The organism is Bosea sp. RAC05 (assembly GCF_001713455.1).
In the GTDB taxonomy this organism is placed as follows: domain Bacteria; phylum Pseudomonadota; class Alphaproteobacteria; order Rhizobiales; family Beijerinckiaceae; genus Allobosea.
On record NZ_CP016464.1, the window covers coordinates 1,258,096 to 1,278,128 of the forward strand.

Here is a 20,033-nt window from a genome sequence, read left to right on the forward strand (position 1 = left end):
CTCAATGGAGAACAATATGACGACATCGCATGTGCTGGCTCTGGCGCTGGCGCTCACGGCCCTCCCAGCGGCAGCCCAGGATATTCATGTCCATCTCAGCCCGACTTGCGGCTGCTGCAAGGCTTGGGTCAAGCATCTCGAACAGGCCGGCTTCACGCCCCGCATCGTCGAAAGCCGCGACATGGCTGCGAGCAAGCGCGCCTTGCGCGTGCCGGACAAGGTAGAATCCTGCCATACAGCAGTCGTTGAGGGCTACATCGTCGAGGGCCATGTGCCAGCCTCCGATATCCGCAGACTTTTGAAGGAGAGGCCGGCGGCGCTTGGCCTCGCTGTCCCGGACATGCCAGTCGGATCGCCAGGAATGGAGGTTCCAGGCGTCGCGCCGGAGAAATTCGAGACACTGCTTGTCGGGGTTGACGGCGAGACGAGCATTTACGGCAAGCATTAAGGTGTCATCAACGGGTCGCCCCTAGCCGCTTAGATGGTCTGCTAACGTGTTTTGGGGCCGATCTTCGGCTATAAGACCCATATCGCGGCCGACGTTTTGGCTTCATCCGGGAGAGCGCGGTGAGCTAGTCGGCGCAGGCCGCTGGGGGATGTCGCCGCGCCTGGTTGCGACGCAGAACACCTCCTCCGAGGTCTGGGCCTGTGAATCAGCGCCAAAGATTGCCCCCTCGAATTCTGCCTTCAACCCGCTGACTTGAACGGCATATTGCCTGTCAGAGCGGGGTCATGATCGGCGCCGATCACGACCCCGCTTCCAATGAAGATAACCGGTCGGACGTCAGGCCCAGCCGACCGCAAGCCGGACGGTTGTAATTGACGCCGATCAGCTCGACGCACTTTTAACGGGTCGAAGAATCCGTCCCTAAGGTGGTGAGGTACACCTACTCACGGCGATCGAAGTTTGCGTTCCATCGAGTTCTCAAGTTCGATCCGCTCGTGTTCCGTCGAGCCAGCCGCCGAACCGTTTCGATAGTCACCGGCACCGCGCTCACGGCAGGAAAGCGGCCGAAACCGTTGGTGGAAATAATTGTGATTTGACAGGGTGAGCTGTATGGCCGCGATAGGCTGCGCTGAAGCGCTCGAAGTCTCCTGTGGAGGTTCTGCGAACCTTAGGACTCCGGCCACGTTTTGCCAGTAGCGTCGTTTACTGCATACGATCCAGGCACGGATGGGTCATAGCCTGGAGGGGGGCGTGCCATGTCGACAAAGCATCTCGTCGCGCTCCTGAACTCTCATATTGAGGGTAACGAGGAGCAGTTCCTTTCCATCGCGCTGCAAGTGGCCGCGCAGGAAGCCCGCCAGGGCCGTACAGATGATGCCGACAAGCTGAAGCGTCTCGTCCAGAAGGCCCGCGATCAGCACCGAAGTGGCCGGCCGGCCGGCGGGCAGACGCCTATCCCGTTGGCTCGGCCGCGGGGGGAACTGCAAGGCCTCGTCGAGAGTGCCTATCCCAAAGTGACGCTCGACAGCATGGTCCTATCGGATGATGTGCACGCCCGTTTGACCCGCGTCGTCCGACAGCAGCAGGAGCGATCGACGCTTCGCGATCACGGTCAGGCCCCGACCACACATATGCTTCTGGTGGGCCCGCCGGGCACAGGCAAGACCATGACGGCGTCCGCGCTTGCGGGCGAGCTCCACTTGCCGCTGTTCACTGTTCGTCTTGAGGCGCTGTTCAGCCGCTTCTTCGGCGAAACAGCTGGAAAGCTCCGCCTCCTGTTCGACCAGATCGCGCAGCAGCGGGGCGTCTATCTTCTCGACGAGTTCGATGCGATCGGCGCTCGTCGGGGCGACCCAAACGATGTGGGCGAGATACGGCGCGTGCTCAACTCCGTGCTGGCCTTCATGGAAGAGCGCAACTCGACCGACAGCCTCGTGCTGGCGGCGACCAATCACGTCGAGATCCTTGACGAAGCGCTGGCGCGACGGTTCGACGAAGTGATCGAATATGACCTCCCGGATCCAGCGGCCGCACGCGCAGTCCTCGAGAGGCGGCTTGGGAAGTTCAAGCTCAGCCCGAGCTCCTGGTCCGCGATCGAGCTAGCGCCCAACGGCCTGAGCCAGGGTGAACTCGTCCGCGCTGCCGACGCTGTGGTGAAGGATGCGATCCTCGAAGGCACGCCCAAGGTGTTGGCCGAGGCACTTGCCCGGGCGCTCCAGAACCGCCAGACCCTCAAGGGCAAATTCCGCCGTCCAAACGGCCGGCAGAGCGGCGACGCCCGCCGGATAGATGACGGATAATTGCTCGAGGTTGTCTGAGAATGGCGGAGCCTGATGAATTTGGGAGGCGGGAACATCCGCATATCTCGATCAACGCGTTCCGAGAGGCGACGCAATACGAGTACCCTACGCGCGCGCAACAGCGAAAGCCGCTGCGGGACGACTATGCCGCACACGCCGACGCCCTCCTAGACCAACTGAGCCAGGCCCTGGGCGCGATGCCCGCGCCCGGCGCAGATCTGCGCTTGGTGATCCAAGGCTTGAAGGCAGGGACGGTTGTCGAGGTGGTGACACGGCCGCCGGATGAGGCGTCGCGAGCCAAGGCGACGAAGGTACCCGCTGGCCTAGACTTTACCACACAGGACATTGTCGTTCTTAGAACCGAGCGCCGTGACGACCGAAGCGAAAGCGCGCTCCTGTTCGTTCCCGACGACGCGCGCGCGTTCCTACAAGGCCGCATCGCCGCTTATGGTCGCGACCCGGGAAACGCGCGCCGAACGGACATCGATCGTTTCGAGGTGCTTGAGACGTTCGTCGCCGCCCCAGTCCGCTCTCTGTTTGTCGGCGATGTAGACTTCGACGCCCCGGATATCCTCTGGTGGGAGCTATGGATTCAAGGTTGGTCGGGTAGAGCCGAGCGCGTAGCCGTGCTCGCGCGCGCAGCCAACCTAGACGTCCACGCCGACCGCCTGCTCTTTCCAGACACGACGGTCATTTTCGTCCATGCCGCGGTCGGGCGACTCACCACCTTTGCCGGACATATCCCTGGCGCGGTAGCCGAGATCCGCCGCGCCACGGGCACCATCGAACCATTCCTTGATCGCGGCGCTGGCGGCATCGCCCACCATGACTGGGTGGCAGAGCTCGCTGGACGAGTTCTGCTGCCGTCGGACGGAGCGCCGGTCGTATGTGCGCTTGACACTGGGGTGGCGGCCGAGCACCCCCTCATCGCACCCGGCCTTAGGGGCGCCTGGGCCTATGATGCCGCTTGGGGCGCTGACGATCATGCCCCGCACGGCGGCCATGGAACGGCTATTGCCGGCCTGATACTCTATGGCGACCTCGAGCCGCACATGAACGGTGCTCAGCCCATTGCGCTCACCCACAATGTCGAGTCGATGAAGCTTTTGCCGCCCAACGGGTTTCCGGCGACCACGCCGCCAAGCTACGGGGTTGTAACACAGGGCGCCATCGCGCAGGTCGAGATCGAGCGGCCGGGCGAGACGCGGGCCTTTTGCCTCGCCACCTCGGCCGTCGACTTTCCGCCGAACCGCCCATCGACCTGGAGCGGAGCGCTAGATCAGGTGGCGTCAGGTGCGATGCTGGGCGACGCTGCCGACGGCGTGCCCGCATCCGAAGCAACAAAGCGGCTCGTATTGGTCGCGACAGGCAACGTCTCCGGCGGCCTGATGGCGCACGTCATGCCCTCGCAACCAATCGAGGACCCAGCACAAAGCTGGAATGCGCTGACGATTGGCGGCTTCACGCGGAAGGAGCAACTGCCAGCTCCGCCGCCTGCGCTCGAGCCCTCGGTGCCCGCGAACCACCGCAGTCCGTTCAGCAGAGGGTCGCAGTCGCTGCCTGATGATCTGACGCCGATCAAGCCCGAGGTGCTGTTCGAGGCGGGCAACATGCTTACCGACGACGCGGGGTTCTGCGCGTGGCATGAGGCCGTCTCCTTGCTGGCCCCCGGCTCGAACGTGGCGGCCGAGCCGTTGGTGCCGTTTTGGGCGACGAGCGCAGCCGCCGGCATGGCGGGAAACTTCATCGGCCGACTCCAGGCCGCCCTGCCGGAACTCTGGCCCGAGACGTACCGGGCGCTGACCGTGGATTCGGCGGCTTGGCCTCAGCCCATCCGCAAAACGCTGATCGGCCGAGGCGCTCATTGGAAAACCGGCTCCAAAGCTGACAAGCAGAAGGTGCTGCGCGAGGTCGGCTACGGCGTACCGGACATTGATCGCGCTGTCCTGTCCGCCCGCAACGACCTGACGATGGTCGCGGAGGCCGAGATCCAGCCGTTTGCGTTCGGCGCCGATGGCCGGTCCGCAGTTTTCAACGAGATGCACTTTTACGATCTGCCTTGGCCGCGAGCGGCGCTGGAGCAGATCGAGAACGAGATTGTCACAATGAAGGTGACGCTGTCCTACTTTATCGAACCGAACCTGACAGGAAAGGCAGCGACCCGGCCTGACACATACCGCTCCTTCGGCCTGCGGTTCGCGATGAAGAAGCGCACCGAGACCGAGGCGACTTTCCGCGCGCGTATCAACGCCGCTCAGGAACGGGACGGCTCGGCCTCCGAAAAGGAGACTGATTGCTGGCTCCTCGGGCCCAAAGCTGTTCAGGCAGGATCCCTGCACTGTGACCTATGGAGGGGCTACGCCGTCGATCTCGCAGGCCACGACGCGATCGCTGTTTATCCTGTGGGCGGTTGGTGGAAGTCTCACGCAGGGCAACGGCGGGTCACTGACCGAGGACGGTATGCGCTCGTCATCTCCATCTGCGCAGCAGGTCAAGCGGTTGACCTCCATAGTGAGATTGTCGCGCAGGTAGCAGTTCGTGAAGCTGTTGTGGTTGAGCACTGACGGGAAGCCGATTTGCCCAAGCTCTGGCCCGCAAGCGGACGTTGCCAGCGACAGCTACGCGCCATACTCGTCCGCCGCACGCGGGTGCGGCGTATCGGAATGGGATATATGCGCGCCTTGAGCTATAGACCCCAAGCTGCTCTTCCGGTGACCCGGGCGTCTGCAAGTGTTCTTGTTCATGTGTCACCGGCGGGGCGTATGAATTGCAGCGTGAGACACGAACACATATATGTCTGCGTGAACATGCGGTCGCCGCATGCCCTGAGGTACCGAAGTTCGAAGATCGCTTATCATGTCACGCAAGCGACTAAATCCAAACGAGATCGCTGAGTGGGTCGCGCTGGGGTCCCACGCCGAGCGCTTGATGGCGGAGTCGCACAACGCGACAAAGGCAGCCACCATGGCGGAGATAGCGGCTGAGAACGGGATCACGGAACAGCACGTCCGGCGCCTGATCGCTGGAGTGCGCTTCATCCGCGACGTGTTCGCGACGGACCGAGAGCTTGCCCACGCGCTTGAGCGAAGCTCCTACAATTTGACCGAGATCATCGCGCGTTGGCACACACATGATGCGGTCGAAGCGTCTTGCGCGGCGATCCGATATCACCGGGCCGAAATCAGCCTTGCGGACGTCAAGCGCGGCTATGAAGGCTCGCGCCTTCAACCAGTCCCTGCAAAGACCAGCGACAGTGTGGACGTTTATCTCAATGCAGTCCGCCGCAAGATTGCGCGCCTTGATCGATGGACCGGATCCACCGAGACCGCGCCACGCCGGATCGAACCTTTTGGCTCGTTCGATCTCTCGTTTCGGCAGGACAAGAATCAAGAGCTCGGTGTCCTGGCGCCTCGCCCAAACGAGAGTGAAAAAGAAAGGGCTTCGCGCTTCGTCCATGATGCAGCGCTCATCCTGGCCGCATCGCAGGTCGGCATCACGACGATTGTAGCGATCCAGAGCGACAGGGATCCGAGGCGATATGGCCGCTGGATCAACGATCTGAAAATCGACACGTGCTCGGTGGTGGAGATGACACGCATTATCCAGGAGGACTGGACATGAGAATGGCTCGGTCAAACGACCGAGCCATTCTTAACGTCAAACTGTGACTCAGCGTTGCGGACTGGCCAGGGCATCCTTCACTAGCTCGGCCTGCTCACGCGCTACTTTCGCCTCAGCGTCGCGTCGCTTGGTCTCGTCGGCATCAAGATCGTCGGTCACTGATGCCATCGACTTGACGGGGTTGTCGTGCGCTTCTGTCGCGACCTGCTGGATAAAAGGGGAAGATGCGACCCCCCAGATCGTGCTGATGAGTTTTACGCACGTTTCGGGCCTTAATCGCGGCGACCCAAGATGGATCGACGCCTGCAGCAGGTCGCATGCGCGCCGCGCGATTTCGTCGTCGCGCGCCTTGCGCTCGTCGTTGGTCATCACGCCGTCACCGCCTTGACCTTCGCAGCGGCGATCTCCCGCCGCCTCTTTTCAACAGCAGGCGTGAAGTCACCTTCCTTCGGCATCACATAGTCGCTGCGGGCCGCCGCATCGACGAGCGCTTCGGCGAGATCGCGCTTCCCCTTCGGCGACGAGTTCTTGGCCGCGTTATAAGCCGCCTGCAGCACGTGGTGGGTGCGCGTCGTTTCGAAGATCTCCCGCACTCCGTCGAAGACCTTGGCGCGGAGCCTGTGCTCACGCGCGTTCGCTTTGACGTAACCCTTCAACGCCTTCTCGATCGCTTCGCTCATCTCAAACCCTTTCATGTCGTGCTCGGAGTCGAACACAATGACCATATATGCACATCACGAAAGCCAGCTCAATATAATGGGTTGAATATAATTAACGAGCATATTAAAAGGGGGTCCCCAGGGGGCGAAGCCCCTTGGGCCCGCTATAGCAGTCTGAGCCGCAAAGCGACGCAGACTGCGCGGTCCCTGCGGGGTTTAGGAAGGCAAAACGAGGTCTACCGTGTTCGACAGAACCATGCATTTGGCGACAAGCTGGGTCCGTGCCAAGCGGCATCTCGGCGCGGCCAGTGCGGGTTTGGTCGCGGCCTATATCGCGGGCCTGCGGAGCTTCGAAGGTCATCGCGTCAACAATCCGCACGCCAAGACCGACATCGCCTTGTCAGGCCTGAGCCTCCCGGACGGCCTATCAATGTCGCCCAAAGAAGTCTGGCTGCGAGCAGACCGTTTCGAACGGCGCAAGGATGGCGACTATCAGATGCGGTCGCGTAGTCTGCCCCGGATCGCAAGCCATATGAGATGCTCGTTGCCTCACGCGCTCTCGCCGGAAGCCGCCGAGCGCGTCACGGTGGCGTTCGCCACATATCTTACATCGGAGTTCGGTCTCGGCGTTCAGTACGCCGCTCACCACAAACGTGACCATCCATGGGACCACGCCCATTTCCTGATGACGACGCGGTCGTTTGCAGCAACGAATTTCGGAAAGAAGGTGCGTGCCCTCGACGGCGTGGCAACGCGCAAACGTGAGGCGGGCACCTCCGAAGAGATCCGCTACACGAAGCGAGACGGCAGCCAGAAAACCATCTCTTCCACGATCGAACACATTCGCGAAAAATGGGCGGGGTTGTTGTCGGCCGAGTTGGGCCACCCTGTCGATCACCGCTCTTTCGAGCGGCGCGGTCTCGACTTCCAGCCGGTTCCCTACGTATCACGCGGTCAGATAGAGTTTGAAAAGCGGCAGGCCCGTAAGGGACTGCACCATGGGGACTGGCGCGCAGAGCGGGCAGTTCATCTTTCCGCGCGAAAAGACCCGCAAGTGGTACCGACATTTACACCGTCGCCGGTCGCACCATTCGAAATGCTCAGCACGACGAAGATGCGCCAAACTGCTCCTGCCGTCGGACCTGACACCGCGCTGCTTCGCGCCTGTACCCGCAAGCGCCTGCAGGGCATCTCCAACAGCGTCGGCCGGAGTTCCTCGACAGCGCTAATGCTTAAGCAGTTTGTTGAGACGCTAGGCGGGACCGTGCCGGTCCTCGAATTTTACGCCAGCGAAAAACTTGCGAGACAGATTGACGGCGGACATCGTCTTGGCTGGCCGCCCGAGCAAGGCGCAGCTCCATCAACTTCATTTGTTCAGCCGATCACCGCCGTCAAAAAGGCGAAGCCAAAAGCTCCCCGCGACGTTCTGGCAGCGGGAACGTCTATGGTGTTCCTCCAAGCATGCATTCAGCACCTCAAAGCTATCACGGCGAGCATCAGCAAAACTCCAATGTCGGACCTCGCGCTGACACGTTTGGTAGAGCCGCTCCATGGAGACATGCCCATCTTGGAACTTTACGCAGCGGGGCTGCTGCGGAGACAGGTTGCACGCGAACGCGTTGTGGATGAACCGGCAAAAGCCCACAATTCGACCAAACCCATCATCCATCTCAGCCCCGCTGTGAAGCAGGATAAACCGGGAGTTGGCCGGCACAGAAGGCAGCCGCAGCCGCAACTGGACAAGAGAGTCGCTGTCGTCGAAGCAATACTTGGACAGGTCAATCAGTCCATCAAGTCCGACCTGATGGCTGCATGTCTGGAGCCACATACCGCACAATCCATTGAGAGAACGAATCTGGCGCTGCAAAAAGAGATCGCGCGTCGCCAGGACGTAGCACGCGAAGTCACTGAGCTCGGAGTCTCGCGCGCCCGCGACAAGAAGGCGGCAGCGGCGGAGGCCGCCACATTCCGATACACCTTCACAAAAAGTCTCACGAGATTCGCCGAGGTGATCGAAACGCGCGCTCGCCAGCTGGCCGAAAAGCAGGATGAGGAATTTCGCGGATGGGCAGATGGCGCGCGCCTGAAGTTAAATGCCCTGGACAAGGTCTCCGGCATCGAACCTCTCGTCCGCCTTGCGGTGATTACACAACTCGCGCGGTCATTCGATGACGAAGCGGTGGAAATGAGAGATCGGCATGAGCGCGGGTCGCTCGATGCAAACGAGAAATGGCTTAAGGCTGGGCCGAGCGCCAAACCAGTGTCGCTCCCGCGACCTCTCGCGCCGCAGATGGTAACGTCGGGCGAACTTGGCATAGGGATCTACCCGGGACTGGAGGCGGTTCACGGCGCTCGGTCAGAGGTAAAAACCTCGGAGAAAACGCGGTCACCGACGACATCGGATACAGCTCAGACCGTCGCCTTCATCGGCACTGACGATAAGCTGCTGCTCGACGAGGTCGCTGACAGATTGATGGTCGATCACAAACCAACATCCCACGCCATGTCGGTCTTGGCCAGGCTGTCGAACGAGACGGTTGAAAGCTTCTCCCATCGCTCAAAGGAGCGGCTTGCCTCGGTAGACGAGCCGGCCTCTCCGCGCGGTTGGCCGGATTTGAATGCTGATATCGCCCGCAGTAAATTTCCCGAGCTACGGCACATGCTCCAACAACGCGATGGAGTAGGGATCCCGGCAGCGATAGACGGCCCATTTTCGGTAGCTATGCGATCACGCAGGAGCCGCCGAATTGTCCGTGACCTCTTCTTGCCGGATCGGGACTGACGCCGTGGTCCGGTCGCGCGCGCACCGCGCGACATATCCCGGTTATCTCTAGTGACGCGGGAGCTGGAAACGAAGATTCTGGAGAGAAGAGCAATACGGAACTCGATGACGAGGACCCCCAGGAGCATGACCCGACGAGGGCGGCCGTGGGCCTGATCTTCGAGACGGATTCTTCTTCCCATGACGACCAAGACGACCGGCGTCGACAACGCCCGCCCGGATGACGACGAGATGCGCCTGTACCAGCGCGCCTATACGAGCCACCAGCAGGCTGACAGCCTGTATCTCCGCTGGGAGGCATGCATGGCGCATGCACTCCTGCTGGAGCAGGATCCCGGCCGGATCTACGGCGACTACGGCGACCTCAACGGTCGCCAGCTCGGCGAAGGGGCCCGCTGCGCCGCGCGACGCTTCGCGGTTCTCCTGGCCGAGCCGCCCGCCATGGTGGCGGCGATCCTCGAGCTCAAGATCACGATCTACGAGGCAATGGCCCGCGACGATGACGAGATGCGGCGATCGCGTGCCGCCGCCATGATCGAGATGGCGATGCACCAGGACGCCCGTGATCTCGGCATCGTGCTGACCAAGCTGCCCCTCGGCGTCAAGTCTGAAGCGGGGACGCACTGATGCCCGGCTACATCTTCTGGGATCTCGAGACGACCGGACTCACGGCCTTCGCCGTACCGGTGCAGGCCGCTTTCACCTGGGTCGACGACGATCTCGTCATCCAGGACGAGGTCGTCCTGCATGGCAGGGTGCCTCAGCACGTCGTGCCTGCGCCCGATGCGATGCTGGTCACCTCATTCACTCCCGACCAGCTGGAAGCCGCCCGCTTCAGTCATCTCGACATGGCGACTGCGATCGCGCGCCTCCTGGCGTCATGGACGCCAGCGACGATGATAGGATTCAATTCCCTCAAATTTGACGAGGAAGTCCTCCGAACCACCTTTCATCAGGCGCTGCTTCCGCCGTACCTGACCTCAGGCACCGGCTTCCGCCGCGCTGACGTCCTGCCGATGGTCCGCACGCTGGCTCAAATCCGGCCGTCGGCGATCTCGATCCCCAAGCTGGGCGGCAAGCCGGTCTACCGGCTGGGCGAGGTTTGTCGGGCAAATGGCATCGCTCTTGGCGAGGACGAAGCACATGACGCAAGCAATGACGTCCGCGCCACCATCGCCTTGTTCAGGCTGATGCGACAGCGCGCACCCGACCTCGTCGCGGACATGATGGAGAATGCCCACAAATCCGGAGCCATCCGGCGCCTTTCGGCGGGCGGCATTGTCGGGCTCGCCGACTTTGGCCGGATCGTACCGATTACCGCCCTCATGCCAGCCCCTAACAACGGGGCGAGCTGGGCGGTGGCGGACCTGTCAATCGATCCTTACTCGTATCTCGGCCTCTCGGCAGCCGACCTCATCTCGCTGATGGTCGCCAAGGGCGAGCGGCCGATCAAAACGGTGAAGGCAAACGCCCAGCCCATGCTTCTGCCGTGGTCGCCCGAGGTCACCATGGCGGCCACCTGCCGGCGGGATAGCGACGCGGTCTACAACGACCGGCTCCGGCTCATCCATGCCGATGATGGCTTCTGGCGAAACCTGACGGTTGCCTTGGCCAACCGCTTTGCCGATCGCCAGCCCAGCCCATGGCCGGAAGAGCGGCTGTATGACGGCTTCCCTTCCAAAGAGGACGTTGGCCGCGCCGCGCACTGGCACGAACTGGACTGGTCTAAGCGCTACGCGTTCGGCGAACGGCACATCGAGGATGATCGCCTGAAGGCTTTTTCGCGCGCGCTTGTCTTCGAGCACGCGCCGGAGTCCTTAACGCCGGAGCAGTGGCAGGAAGGGCGCGACTGGCTGCAGCACCGCCTGACGACGACCGATCCCGTGCCTTGGCTGACCCTCCCGGCGGCGATCAGCCGCTGCGCAGAACTGCGTGAAACGGCTGACCCGGAGCGCCTCGCCCGCATCGACGACATCTGTCGTTGGCTTGAGGGCCGCCTAGCAGAGGTGACGCGAATGGCATCGCTGCCCTCTCGGTGGGGCGGTAGCACGGACAGCGGTCTTTAGCGGCTTGAGATCAGTCAGCCAGACACGATGACAGGAGGGGCGCTGGCCTTATGGCCCGCGCCTTTTTTTACGACGACCTGACGAGGAGGCCAAAGCCAAGAGCGGTGAGGCGAACGGGAAAACACCCCCGGGATCTCAGGGCACATTCCAGGACGATCACATCATGACCAAATCCCATCGCGAGCGGGCGCCAGCGACCCTGCGCGACCTCAGGATCGACAGGACCCTGCGTCCCGTCATCGACGAACTCGCCGCAGTGACGCTGAACGCGCCGACTCTGCGCGACTATGCCGGATTCTTCTCCCATCTGCCGGCCATCGTCGCGATGACCACGCGCGCATTCCAGCACGCCCAGGAGCACGAGCGCTTCATCGCGCTGACCGACGGCAGCGACCCCGACATCTTCTTCCGGCATGTCGGCCAGCTCCACGCTGTCGTCCGGCTCAAGTCCGTCGCAAGCATTGCTGTGGCTCTGATCCCTGCTCGGAGCGGCGCAGACCGCCATGCCCGGCGCGAGCAGGGCCACGCCATGCTTCGCAGGCTCGAGAAGCCGGAAACCAACGAGCTTCGTGAAGTGATCGAGATCACTTTCGAGCTCGGCGATATCGATGCCGACGAAGTCACTTCGGACATTCTCTCCTACATCACCCGTCTGCTGGGGACGTCCACAGAGAGCCGGGCCACCGTCCACCGGCTGGAAGAGCGCGACACGCTGCTGCACTATCTGGAGACCCAGCCAGATATCGGCGCGCTGGTGCAGGACGCGCTGCATCATGGTGAGATGGCCGACTGCTTCAGAAAGAGCCTGCGTCGTCGTGACCTGTCGCCGGAAGACAGGAGGCTGACAGGTGCGGCGGCGGATGGTGCAACCCTGCAGCAGCGCATCGCACTTGCGAGGCTAGCCCTCGCCACGCACCTGCCTGATCGCGATGCCGCCCTCGATCACGTCTACGCGGCGATCAACGAGTCGCCGCCGCAGGTCGCGGCAACCCTCATCCTGGCAATCTCCGTTGGCGACCGGCTCCGCGACATGGCGGCGGCCCATCCGGCTAGCGGCTAGCCGGCAGCCTGACGGCTTCCACTAACGTTGAGACCTGACAGGCGGCGCCCGGAAGGCGCCGCCTGTTTCCGTTCGAGCCGCGCGCGTTGAGGGCCGGACAGGCCACCCCGCGACAGGATGTTCCCGCCGCGGACTTGGGACGTGATGAGACATGACCATTCGCCGCCGCAGGGGCTCGCCTGAGTGCAACATCACCGAGATGGCCGACGATAAGGTCCTCGCAGTCGCGGCGCAGGATCCGCCCTCGGCGCCGGTGCTGCCGGCCGAGTCACTGATCCCCGAGGCGGTTGTCAACGCGCCCCACTCGGTCCGCGTCTACGACCACGGTGTAGCCCTGCGGCAGATCGAGCTACTGATCGGTCGCCAATGGCATGGTGACCGAGAAGAGTATCTCGGCTCACCCCTGCCGAGCTTCTCGGAGTCCGACCAGCTCCGCTTCGACCGCTTGGTCGCGCTCTACCATGACCCTCAGGAGGGTCGCCGACCCCAACTGCTCGGCACCGACGGGATGGTTGCCGCCCTGACGCAGACGCGCCGGCTTTGCCCGGGCTTCGAGGCGGTGATCGACCTCGTCATCCGCGCCACGATCCTGTCCCTGCGCACGGGCACGCCGCTCTTCGTCCCGCCGATCCTGCTGTTGGGCCCGCCCGGCACGGGCAAGACGCATGCAAGCCAGCTGATCGCCCGCGCGCTCGGGACCGAGATTCACGCGATCAGCTGCGCCACGAACAGCGACGCACAGGCGTTGGTCGTCGGTCACCCGACGTCGTGGAAGTCAGCGCGCATGGGGCAACTGACCGAGGCCATGGCGATGGGATCGACGGCCCAGCCGGTCGTCCTGCTCGACGAGGTCGACAAGCTCTCTACCCACTTCTCGGAGAAGCCCTACCATACCCTCCTGACCGTCCTCGAAGGCGAGACCAGCCGCGCGCTGATGGACGAATTTGTCCGCGTGCCGTTCGATCTGTCAGGCGTGGTCTTCGTCGCCACGGCCAATGATGTCGATGCGCTGCCTGACTTCATCATCGACCGGCTGACGGTGTTCACCATCGCCCCACCGCGTGATGAGGCGCTTCTTGCCGTCGCCGGGCTGATCGCCGCCAACATCGTCGCCGAGCTGCGCGGCTGCGTCGCCATGCCCACGCAGGACGTGCTGCGTCGGGCCGCAAGGCACAATCCGCGCCGCCTCGGCAAGCTGTTGCGGCTGGCCTTCGGCTTCGCCGCCACTGAAGCGCGCGATGCGCTGACGATCGCCGACATCGTCGCGGCCGAGACGCTTGTCGCCGGCGCGGTGCAGGCGCGGCCGATCGGCTTCCTCGCCGCGAGGGGCGAACGGGACCGGGCCGGTCAGTAGCCAGCTGCACCGGCCCGGTGAAGAGACCCAAGACCGACGAACCAGGGGAAATCGAAGGACGCAAGCTCTGGGAAAAGAACCCCCGGGGACCTGTGCACGACCAGAAGCAAAGAAAGCTCAAGACCATGTCGACCAAGAAGACCTCGGCCCGGATCGGCCGCCCGATCCAGCCCACCCATTCCGCCGCCGCCGTCACGAAGTGGTACCCGACCGACTGGGAGCACATCGGCGGCGACGACATCGCCGCCCTCCCGGCCGATGCGTTCAGCCAGTCGCGCTTCGCCGAAGCCTATCAGGCGGGGTACCGCGTCAACGTCTACGTTGGCGCCTGCGGCCAGAGCTACGCGAACCCTGGCGCCCGCACCGGTCTCCTCGGCGTCGCCCGGGATCTGCAGCTGCCAATCTACAAAGTGTCCTCAACCCAGTGCGCCGATCCCCGTGATCGTCTCAGGGCGATGAACGCGGACCGCTACGGGTCGTATCGCGTGACGGCCTCAGGGCCGGTCAACGACCTGGGCTTCAACGCGTGGATGCTGCAGCAGATCCTTCCAACCCGAGCACCCAAGGCTGGTGCGCCGATCGAGCTGCAGCCGCGCGCGATCTCTGTCGTTCTCCCGGACGACCTCTCGGCCCGCGAGTTCGACAAGCGGCTCCACGCCGCGATGGAGAACGCCTCCCTCAACGGGTGGCTGGTCTCGCCGGCGGGAACGGCGCACTGCGCGCTGCTCGGCCTTGCGCCGAAGGATCTGCAGCGCGCCACGGTATATCGCTTCGGGCGCGCGACGCGGATCTCGCCCGCCGACGAGCTCTACCTCTTCCGCCCTCGCGGCGAAGACGCCGACCGGCTGCTCGCCATCATCGAGCAGATCCTCTTCGAGCACGTCACCGGCATCGCGCCTGCCGCCTGCCAGAGCTGGGCGAGCCCGAGCCAGCATGCGCTGAGGCATCACACGTCCACAGGCCCGCAGCCGGCCGTGGCCTGATCGCCCGCGCCGGGCGCTCGCCGCGCCCGGCGCTTGCTCCATCCCCATCCCGTCGCCCCTCGGCGGCCATCATCCCTTCGATCCAGAGACAGACATGACCACCGCCAGCAGCCATTCCAGCCCGATCTCCCTGCACCACATCGCCTTCGACGCCACGATCCGCCCCGTCATCGGCGAACTGGCCGCGTTGAGCCTCACGAACCCGAGCGACAGCGACTATGCCGGGTTCATCCGCAACAGCCCCTCGCTCGTCGCCATCGCGGCGCGCTGCACCCAGCGCACCGCCGAGCTCGAGCACTTCATCGAACTGGCGCAGGTGTCCGCCCCTTACCTCGTCCGCGATCACGTCGCGACGCCGCATGCCCTGGCCATCCTGAACGAGGAGGCGACGCTCGCGCTCGCGCTGCTGCCGGCCCGTACGGCTGCTGATCGGCACGCGCAGCGCGAGCATGGCTTTGCCCTCCTCCGGGCGGTCCAAGAACTCGATGACCCGACGCTCGAACCGCTCGCCCGCGCCGCGTTCGGCATCGAGACCCTCTCTGCTACCACCGCCGGGGCGGTTGCCACGAACGCTCTCGCCCATGCCGTGTCGCGGTATCGCGAGTTGGCCTCGGCCCAAAGCGCGGCGACCGTGCATCGCGTCGAGGACGCCGCATCGCTGCGCGCCTTCGTCGTCGAGGATTCGGACTTCGAGGCCCTTTACCGCGACGTCGAGCTTCACGCCCGGGCCGCCACGCGGCTGGCGGCGATGCTCGTGGACGGCGACCTCGCGCGCCAGCAGCATGACGACATCGCCATGGCGCTCGAGAGCGCGCAGCTCCAGGCCCGGATCGCGCTCCTTCGCATCGCGGTCGCTCCGGCTCACGCCGAAATCGAGCGCTGGTCCAGGCTTGCCGGCGACGTCATCCCGCACCCGACGCCGCGTCTTGCGGCAACGCTGACGCTGGCCCGGAAAATGGGCGAATCCCTGCGCGACATGCTCGCGGCGCACCCGCTCGCCTGAGCACCAGCAAGAGCCACGACAGGAAGGGGCGTCCCGCTGCGGGGCGCCCTTTTGGCTTGAGAGGGAGGAGATGCAGCCGACTGGTTGTCACCCTCACGAACAGGACTTTTCCACATGAACAACAAACTCGAGTTCCAGACCGGACCGCATGATGATCGCGAGATCCGCGAGCACGCCGATCCCATCACGGCGATCCTCGCCCGGCTTCATGACGACCCCGCGATCGCCGACATGGTAGCGCTGCGTCAGTCGAGGCCGGATCTGCGCGATGCCGCAGTCAAGGCCGAGGCCCATCGCAACGCTTACGGCTGGAGCATCAGCCAAGATAGCGTCGGTGCACTCGAATGCATCGCCCTTCTTACCATCGCCGGGGCACATGCGATGATCGTCGCGATCTTCCCTGTCGGAAACCTAGACGACGTGGACGCCAAGGTCGCCATGCAGCCCAACCGCGAGTGGCTTCAGAGCTGGCAGGGCAGCGGCGACTACGTCCGCGGGCGCATCGCACAGGCCGCCTTCCATCCGGGGCAGCTTGCCGTGCCGCCGCAGCCCGACGTCTCGGAACGGGAGAGTGCCCTTTATCCCTGGCCGGTTAGTGGGTTCGACCTGGAGGCCGAAGTCGCGAGCCTTCCCAACCGGCAGATCTACACGCCGGAGCAGCTTCCGGTGTTGGCTGCATTCGCGGCTGAGGGGATCGACATGAAGGCAGTGCTCGCAAAGGCGCGGGACTATTTCGCCGCGGCGGATCGCCTGTTCGTGGAAGCACTCCGTCCGAGCCCGGCGATGCATCGGACGCGGCTCGCGGCCGAGGGCGCGCTCATCGCTGCCTATCTCTCCTGCGGGCAGATCGCAGTCTGGCCCGCGCGGCGCGGCACCGGGGATCGAGACGCCAAGCTCGCGGTGCAGGAACTCATCAATGGGCGCGCCAGGACGGCCGATCCCCTGCATATGCAAGCGGCGATCCGGCACGGATTCACCTTCACCGGAACCGTCTCCCGGGGCGCATCGCATCTGTTCGTCGAGGCGCAGTTGGGTGAGTGGGCAGGGAACGTTTAGCACGCTCGGGCATCTCGTATCGCGCGTCGGCGTCTCTGCCGGCGGACGTGCGCATCAGGGCCGTGGATGGCTGCGACGATCGATGCCGGCTGCCCACCATGCCGGCGTTTGGCAGGCCTTTGGCGGCAGGAGACTGCGTGTAAGGCCGGTCAAGGGGGCGGCGCTCTTGTGCTCCGCCCCTAGTCGCATAGAGAGCGCCGCGTAGGCCTAGTTAAAACGTAAACCGAACAGCCCGCCCGTCTCGGTGGCATCGGTCAACTTCGTAGGACATACGAAGGCGTTGATATCGAAGCCTGGGCGGAAGCCGTCGCGTGGAAGGGCGTCGGAATTCATGGTCACGATGTACTGGAACCCGACCGCCGCAGCATGATCTGCTCCTAGCTGGAGAGCCTTGGCAACCTGCCGCTCGTCTACGCCATCAAAGAGGTGGCTGTCGTGGATCAGGAACCCTGGGCCAAGGCCACGGCGCGTAGCCAGATCGGCGAGCATCAGATCGAAGCAGAAGATCTGCATGTTCGTGATGCCCTTGCTGCGCTGGGCATCGATGCGGACGTCAACGGTCGGCCCATTCGACGTCGCGCTGATCGTCAGGCTCCCAGCCTTCTCATACAGCGCGTTCGAAAGCTCTTCGAAAACGAGAATCGCTTCGGTGACGACACCCTCGCGTTCATGAAGGTCGGTCTGCAGAGCCTTCAACAGGCGCGCCCGATCGATATCGAGCTCGGCCTTGGTGCTCTCGATCCGTTCTGCCGTGACGAGCCGCTGTCGCAGGCCTTCAGCATCGGCTTCGGCCCGCCCTGTCTCTTCCTGCAACTTGGCATAGTGGTCAAGCGCGCCACCGGACTGCAGTATGCCCATGAGCTGGCGGCGACGTTCATCGAGCCGGGCCCGTTCGAGCCCGCGTCGGGCAATGCGATCCTCAGCCGACTGAAGCTCGGAAGAAAGATGGGACCGGCGGTTCTGGACCACGGCCTCGTGGAACACGGCCACTTCTTCGAACCGGCGCCCCACTGAGCCAGGCAGCACCACCCCGGCCTCCTTGTAGAGGCGATCCAGGTTCGCGATCGCCGGGGCCTGCTCGCTGGCCAACGCGTTCTGGAGCTGGAGGATGAGCTCTCGATCGATCGTGTTCTCATCATTCAGGCCGGATATCTGCCGCGTGATGATGGACGCCTCGCGTTCCATTTCTTCATATTCTGGAACGACGTTGAAGATCGCGACCTGCTCTCGCAGACGCTTCGCCCTTGCCTCGGCGATCGTCAGGCGTGTGCGGATATCGGCTGCCGTTCCGAAGTAGCGCCCCAGGCCGCCTTCCTTGGCGGCCTTGCGGAGTTCCGTCATTGCCTTTTCCTGCGTCCGCACCTCTTGGAGCTCCGAGGGGATCCGGGAATCAAGGCCTAGTAGGTATGAGACGGCGACCTGTTGGTCCCAGGGCTGCTGCTTGCTCGACTGCTGGGTCGGCGCCAGCAGACCTCCGCTGTTCTGCCGCCGGGCGAAATAGGAAAACAGCGACCGGAATGACGGAGCAAAGCGATGGCGATCTTGTTCATCGGCATCGACGGGCAGCCCGAAAAAGACCGCGCCGAGAAGCGCGCGCCACTTCTCATTGGAGAATACGAGGTCGCCGGACTTCGCATCCAGCGACGGCTGAATGGGCCAAGGCGTGGTGTCTCCCTGGAGCATGATGCGCGAGGGCTTCTTGCCGGATCGTCCGACGTCCACCGCATTGCCACCGATGTCGACACGAGTTTCGAATGTCCAAGGTGCCAGCTCCGGCGACCGGAAGATGCTATCGGCATCGGCGTTGGCGCCGAACACGAAATGGATCAGCTCGAGCAGGCTCGTCTTGCCGGCACCATTGCGGGACTGTCGATCCGACGCGCCTGCGCTCTTGTCCGCCAAGACGATGTTGAGGCCCGGGCCGAAGGTGAGGGACTTGAAGCTGGGGAGGTCGCTGCTGACGCCGTGAATCATGTCGCGGCCTTCCGTATCAATCCACGCTCCAGATCGATGGCGCCGACGAGGAATAGCAGATCCAGAGCCAGGATGAACCAGTCGTAGTTGATCGACGCCGGCTCGCCGGCGTCGCCGCGACGACGGCGCAGCTCGTCCCAGAGTCGTGACACCGTCATCGGCTCCCGCAGGCAGCCCAGGAGCTCGCCGCCAACGGTCAGGAGGGCTCTCTCGGGCCGGAGATGCTTGGTGGGCAGGATCATGCCGGCGTGCCTGAAATGGCGTCCTCGAAGATGTCGCACCGCTCGAAGAAATAGGACATCACAGCCAGAACTGCGGCCTGACGTGATGGGGGGCCGCTCATGCCGCCGGCGAAAGACTGGAGCTCGCCGAAGATCTCGTCTGGGCCAAGTGCAACCGCCTTGAGCTTGGCATAGTGCTGCCTGAAAGCCTCTGCGATCTCCTCGCCGAAGCCCGGATCAGGCCATGCTGCGAAAAATTCCTCTACCAGCTTCTCGCGCCGTCGACCTTGACGCAGGAGGCCAGCGGCGTCGGTCGACAAGGCGTTGGCTTCGAGCTTCTCCGGCGACGGCGCCGTCAGGGGTGGTTCAGCTTCGGGTTCGCGCCGCTGGATGGCAGCCAGGACGGGGCTTAGCGCCGCGAAGTCGAGCTTTTCCATCGTGCGCTGAGAGGGAACATCGCCGAACAGGTCCTGAAGCTGGTGCAGCGCCAGTCCCATGGCAATCTGGCGCAACTCCGGATCGCCCATCACGTCGATGGCAAGGCTGGGGTTCGCTGCGCGAAGGTCCACCAGCTTCTGGGTGGCCTGTGCCGGCAGCCCCCGCCCGTCGTTGTGCACGAAGCACCAGCGATGCATGCGGGAACCCCAGTGCGCGAGAGCACCGTGAAAGTCCTCATCGATCTTCGCGAGAAGCTGGGCCAGGTTCATGGCGTCAGGCGCGTAGCACTGAAAGACCGTCCCATCGCTTCCGCGGTAGCCATCGCACTTCAGGTCGCCTTTAGGGCCGTAAGGCCGCACGGGCTCGAAGTCCGCTGGAAACCCGTGGCCCATCACACGCGCAAAAAAAGTCTCGAAAGCCTTCCCTTTCTCACGCAGGAACGCGTTCTCGAACTTCAAACCATAGAAACTGATCTGCGTGTCGTCCAAATCAAGCCCGCCCAGAAACGGCATCTGAAGTAGCACTGCCTCGCCTCAAGCGCGACAGCTTCCCAAAGCGCACGCACGATC

General features: G+C 63.7%; 17 protein-coding genes. 12 read left to right on the forward strand and 5 right to left on the reverse strand.

All coding sequences use genetic code 11. The features are described from left to right. The first annotated feature begins 4 nt into the window (after positions 1-4). The 4 genes from BSY19_RS09370 to BSY19_RS09385 all read left to right on the forward strand — a co-directional run bounded on the left by BSY19_RS09370 (position 5) and on the right by BSY19_RS09385 (position 5,868). Positions 5-448, forward strand: a complete 444-nt coding sequence (locus tag BSY19_RS09370; protein ID WP_150129558.1) for a DUF411 domain-containing protein — start codon at positions 5-7, stop codon at positions 446-448. A 755-nt stretch (positions 449-1,203) separates the two neighbouring features. Further along, positions 1,204-2,247, forward strand: a complete 1,044-nt coding sequence (locus tag BSY19_RS09375; RefSeq protein WP_069053935.1) for an AAA family ATPase — start codon at positions 1,204-1,206, stop codon at positions 2,245-2,247. A 20-nt stretch (positions 2,248-2,267) separates the two neighbouring features. Next, entirely contained in the window at positions 2,268-4,811 is a 2,544-nt protein-coding gene (locus BSY19_RS09380; RefSeq protein ID WP_069053936.1) for a S8 family peptidase, read from the forward strand. A gap of 292 nt (positions 4,812-5,103) precedes the next feature. Next, on the forward strand, positions 5,104-5,868 hold the full coding sequence (locus BSY19_RS09385; protein WP_069053937.1) for a hypothetical protein: 765 nt from the start codon (positions 5,104-5,106) through the stop codon (positions 5,866-5,868). Between the two features lie 48 nt (positions 5,869-5,916). Here the strand turns inward: BSY19_RS09385 and BSY19_RS09390 are convergent, their stop codons facing one another. Both BSY19_RS09390 and BSY19_RS09395 read right to left on the reverse strand, forming a co-directional pair. Then, positions 5,917-6,237 (reverse strand): hypothetical protein, encoded by a 321-nt coding sequence (locus BSY19_RS09390; protein ID WP_069053938.1) that lies wholly within the window; start codon positions 6,235-6,237, stop codon positions 5,917-5,919. Then, positions 6,237-6,593, reverse strand: coding sequence for a hypothetical protein (locus BSY19_RS09395; RefSeq protein ID WP_069053939.1), 357 nt, complete (start codon positions 6,591-6,593; stop codon positions 6,237-6,239). The genes BSY19_RS09390 and BSY19_RS09395 overlap by 1 nt, the downstream gene beginning before the upstream one ends. 175 nt (positions 6,594-6,768) lie before the next feature. On the opposite strand from BSY19_RS09395, the gene BSY19_RS26975 reads away from it, so the two are divergent. From BSY19_RS26975 to BSY19_RS09435, 8 genes are all read left to right on the forward strand, one after another. Next, positions 6,769-9,309 (forward strand): MobA/MobL family protein, encoded by a 2,541-nt coding sequence (locus BSY19_RS26975; RefSeq protein WP_150129559.1) that lies wholly within the window; start codon positions 6,769-6,771, stop codon positions 9,307-9,309. Between the two features lie 180 nt (positions 9,310-9,489). Beyond that, entirely contained in the window at positions 9,490-9,936 is a 447-nt protein-coding gene (locus BSY19_RS09405; RefSeq protein WP_069053941.1) for a hypothetical protein, read from the forward strand. Beyond that, positions 9,936-11,375 (forward strand): hypothetical protein, encoded by a 1,440-nt coding sequence (locus tag BSY19_RS09410; RefSeq protein ID WP_069053942.1) that lies wholly within the window; start codon positions 9,936-9,938, stop codon positions 11,373-11,375. The genes BSY19_RS09405 and BSY19_RS09410 overlap by 1 nt, the downstream gene beginning before the upstream one ends. A 163-nt stretch (positions 11,376-11,538) precedes the next feature. After that, positions 11,539-12,435, forward strand: a complete 897-nt coding sequence (locus tag BSY19_RS09415; RefSeq protein WP_069053943.1) for a hypothetical protein — start codon at positions 11,539-11,541, stop codon at positions 12,433-12,435. Between the two features lie 151 nt (positions 12,436-12,586). Further along, positions 12,587-13,789 (forward strand): AAA family ATPase, encoded by a 1,203-nt coding sequence (locus BSY19_RS09420; RefSeq protein WP_069053944.1) that lies wholly within the window; start codon positions 12,587-12,589, stop codon positions 13,787-13,789. 125 nt (positions 13,790-13,914) lie between these two features. After that, a complete protein-coding gene (locus BSY19_RS09425; RefSeq protein ID WP_150129560.1) occupies positions 13,915-14,772 on the forward strand; it encodes a hypothetical protein in 858 nt (285 codons plus the stop codon). Between the two features lie 94 nt (positions 14,773-14,866). After that, positions 14,867-15,775 carry a hypothetical protein gene (locus BSY19_RS09430; protein WP_069053946.1) on the forward strand — a complete coding sequence of 303 codons (909 nt, stop codon included), beginning with the start codon at positions 14,867-14,869 and terminating at the stop codon, positions 15,773-15,775. A gap of 114 nt (positions 15,776-15,889) precedes the next feature. Continuing rightward, complete coding sequence (locus BSY19_RS09435) at positions 15,890-16,831, forward strand: hypothetical protein (protein ID WP_069053947.1); 942 nt, start codon at positions 15,890-15,892, stop codon at positions 16,829-16,831. Positions 16,832-17,038: 207 nt separating this feature from the next. Here the strand turns inward: BSY19_RS09435 and BSY19_RS09440 are convergent, their stop codons facing one another. From BSY19_RS09440 to BSY19_RS09450, 3 genes are read right to left on the reverse strand one after another with little or no spacing between them, the layout of a single operon-like run. After that, a complete protein-coding gene (locus tag BSY19_RS09440; RefSeq protein WP_069053948.1) occupies positions 17,039-18,805 on the reverse strand; it encodes an ABC-three component system protein in 1,767 nt (588 codons plus the stop codon). After that, on the reverse strand, positions 18,802-19,047 hold the full coding sequence (locus BSY19_RS09445; protein ID WP_069053949.1) for an ABC-three component system middle component 6: 246 nt from the start codon (positions 19,045-19,047) through the stop codon (positions 18,802-18,804). Before BSY19_RS09445 ends, BSY19_RS09440 begins: the two co-directional genes overlap by 4 nt. Next, positions 19,044-19,976, reverse strand: a complete 933-nt coding sequence (locus tag BSY19_RS09450) for an ABC-three component system protein (RefSeq protein WP_236840501.1) — start codon at positions 19,974-19,976, stop codon at positions 19,044-19,046. The genes BSY19_RS09445 and BSY19_RS09450 overlap by 4 nt, the downstream gene beginning before the upstream one ends. Positions 19,977-20,033: the final 57 nt, after the last annotated feature.

What these genes read in the sequence shown, in the direction of transcription:
- BSY19_RS09370 (WP_150129558.1), top strand. Translation starts at nt 5, where the DNA reads ATGGAGAACAATATGACGACATCGCATGTGCTGGCTCTGGCGCTGGCG.
- BSY19_RS09375 (WP_069053935.1), top strand. Translation starts at nt 1,204, where the DNA reads ATGTCGACAAAGCATCTCGTCGCGCTCCTGAACTCTCATATTGAGGGT.
- BSY19_RS09380 (WP_069053936.1), top strand. Translation starts at nt 2,268, where the DNA reads ATGGCGGAGCCTGATGAATTTGGGAGGCGGGAACATCCGCATATCTCG.
- BSY19_RS09385 (WP_069053937.1), top strand. Translation starts at nt 5,104, where the DNA reads ATGTCACGCAAGCGACTAAATCCAAACGAGATCGCTGAGTGGGTCGCG.
- BSY19_RS09390 (WP_069053938.1), bottom strand. Translation starts at nt 6,237, where the DNA reads ATGACCAACGACGAGCGCAAGGCGCGCGACGACGAAATCGCGCGGCGC.
- BSY19_RS09395 (WP_069053939.1), bottom strand. Translation starts at nt 6,593, where the DNA reads ATGGTCATTGTGTTCGACTCCGAGCACGACATGAAAGGGTTTGAGATG.
- BSY19_RS09405 (WP_069053941.1), top strand. Translation starts at nt 9,490, where the DNA reads ATGACGACCAAGACGACCGGCGTCGACAACGCCCGCCCGGATGACGAC.
- BSY19_RS09410 (WP_069053942.1), top strand. Translation starts at nt 9,936, where the DNA reads ATGCCCGGCTACATCTTCTGGGATCTCGAGACGACCGGACTCACGGCC.
- BSY19_RS09415 (WP_069053943.1), top strand. Translation starts at nt 11,539, where the DNA reads ATGACCAAATCCCATCGCGAGCGGGCGCCAGCGACCCTGCGCGACCTC.
- BSY19_RS09420 (WP_069053944.1), top strand. Translation starts at nt 12,587, where the DNA reads ATGACCATTCGCCGCCGCAGGGGCTCGCCTGAGTGCAACATCACCGAG.
- BSY19_RS09425 (WP_150129560.1), top strand. Translation starts at nt 13,915, where the DNA reads ATGTCGACCAAGAAGACCTCGGCCCGGATCGGCCGCCCGATCCAGCCC.
- BSY19_RS09430 (WP_069053946.1), top strand. Translation starts at nt 14,867, where the DNA reads ATGACCACCGCCAGCAGCCATTCCAGCCCGATCTCCCTGCACCACATC.
- BSY19_RS09435 (WP_069053947.1), top strand. Translation starts at nt 15,890, where the DNA reads ATGAACAACAAACTCGAGTTCCAGACCGGACCGCATGATGATCGCGAG.
- BSY19_RS09440 (WP_069053948.1), bottom strand. Translation starts at nt 18,805, where the DNA reads ATGATTCACGGCGTCAGCAGCGACCTCCCCAGCTTCAAGTCCCTCACC.
- BSY19_RS09445 (WP_069053949.1), bottom strand. Translation starts at nt 19,047, where the DNA reads ATGATCCTGCCCACCAAGCATCTCCGGCCCGAGAGAGCCCTCCTGACC.
- BSY19_RS09450 (WP_236840501.1), bottom strand. Translation starts at nt 19,976, where the DNA reads ATGCCGTTTCTGGGCGGGCTTGATTTGGACGACACGCAGATCAGTTTC.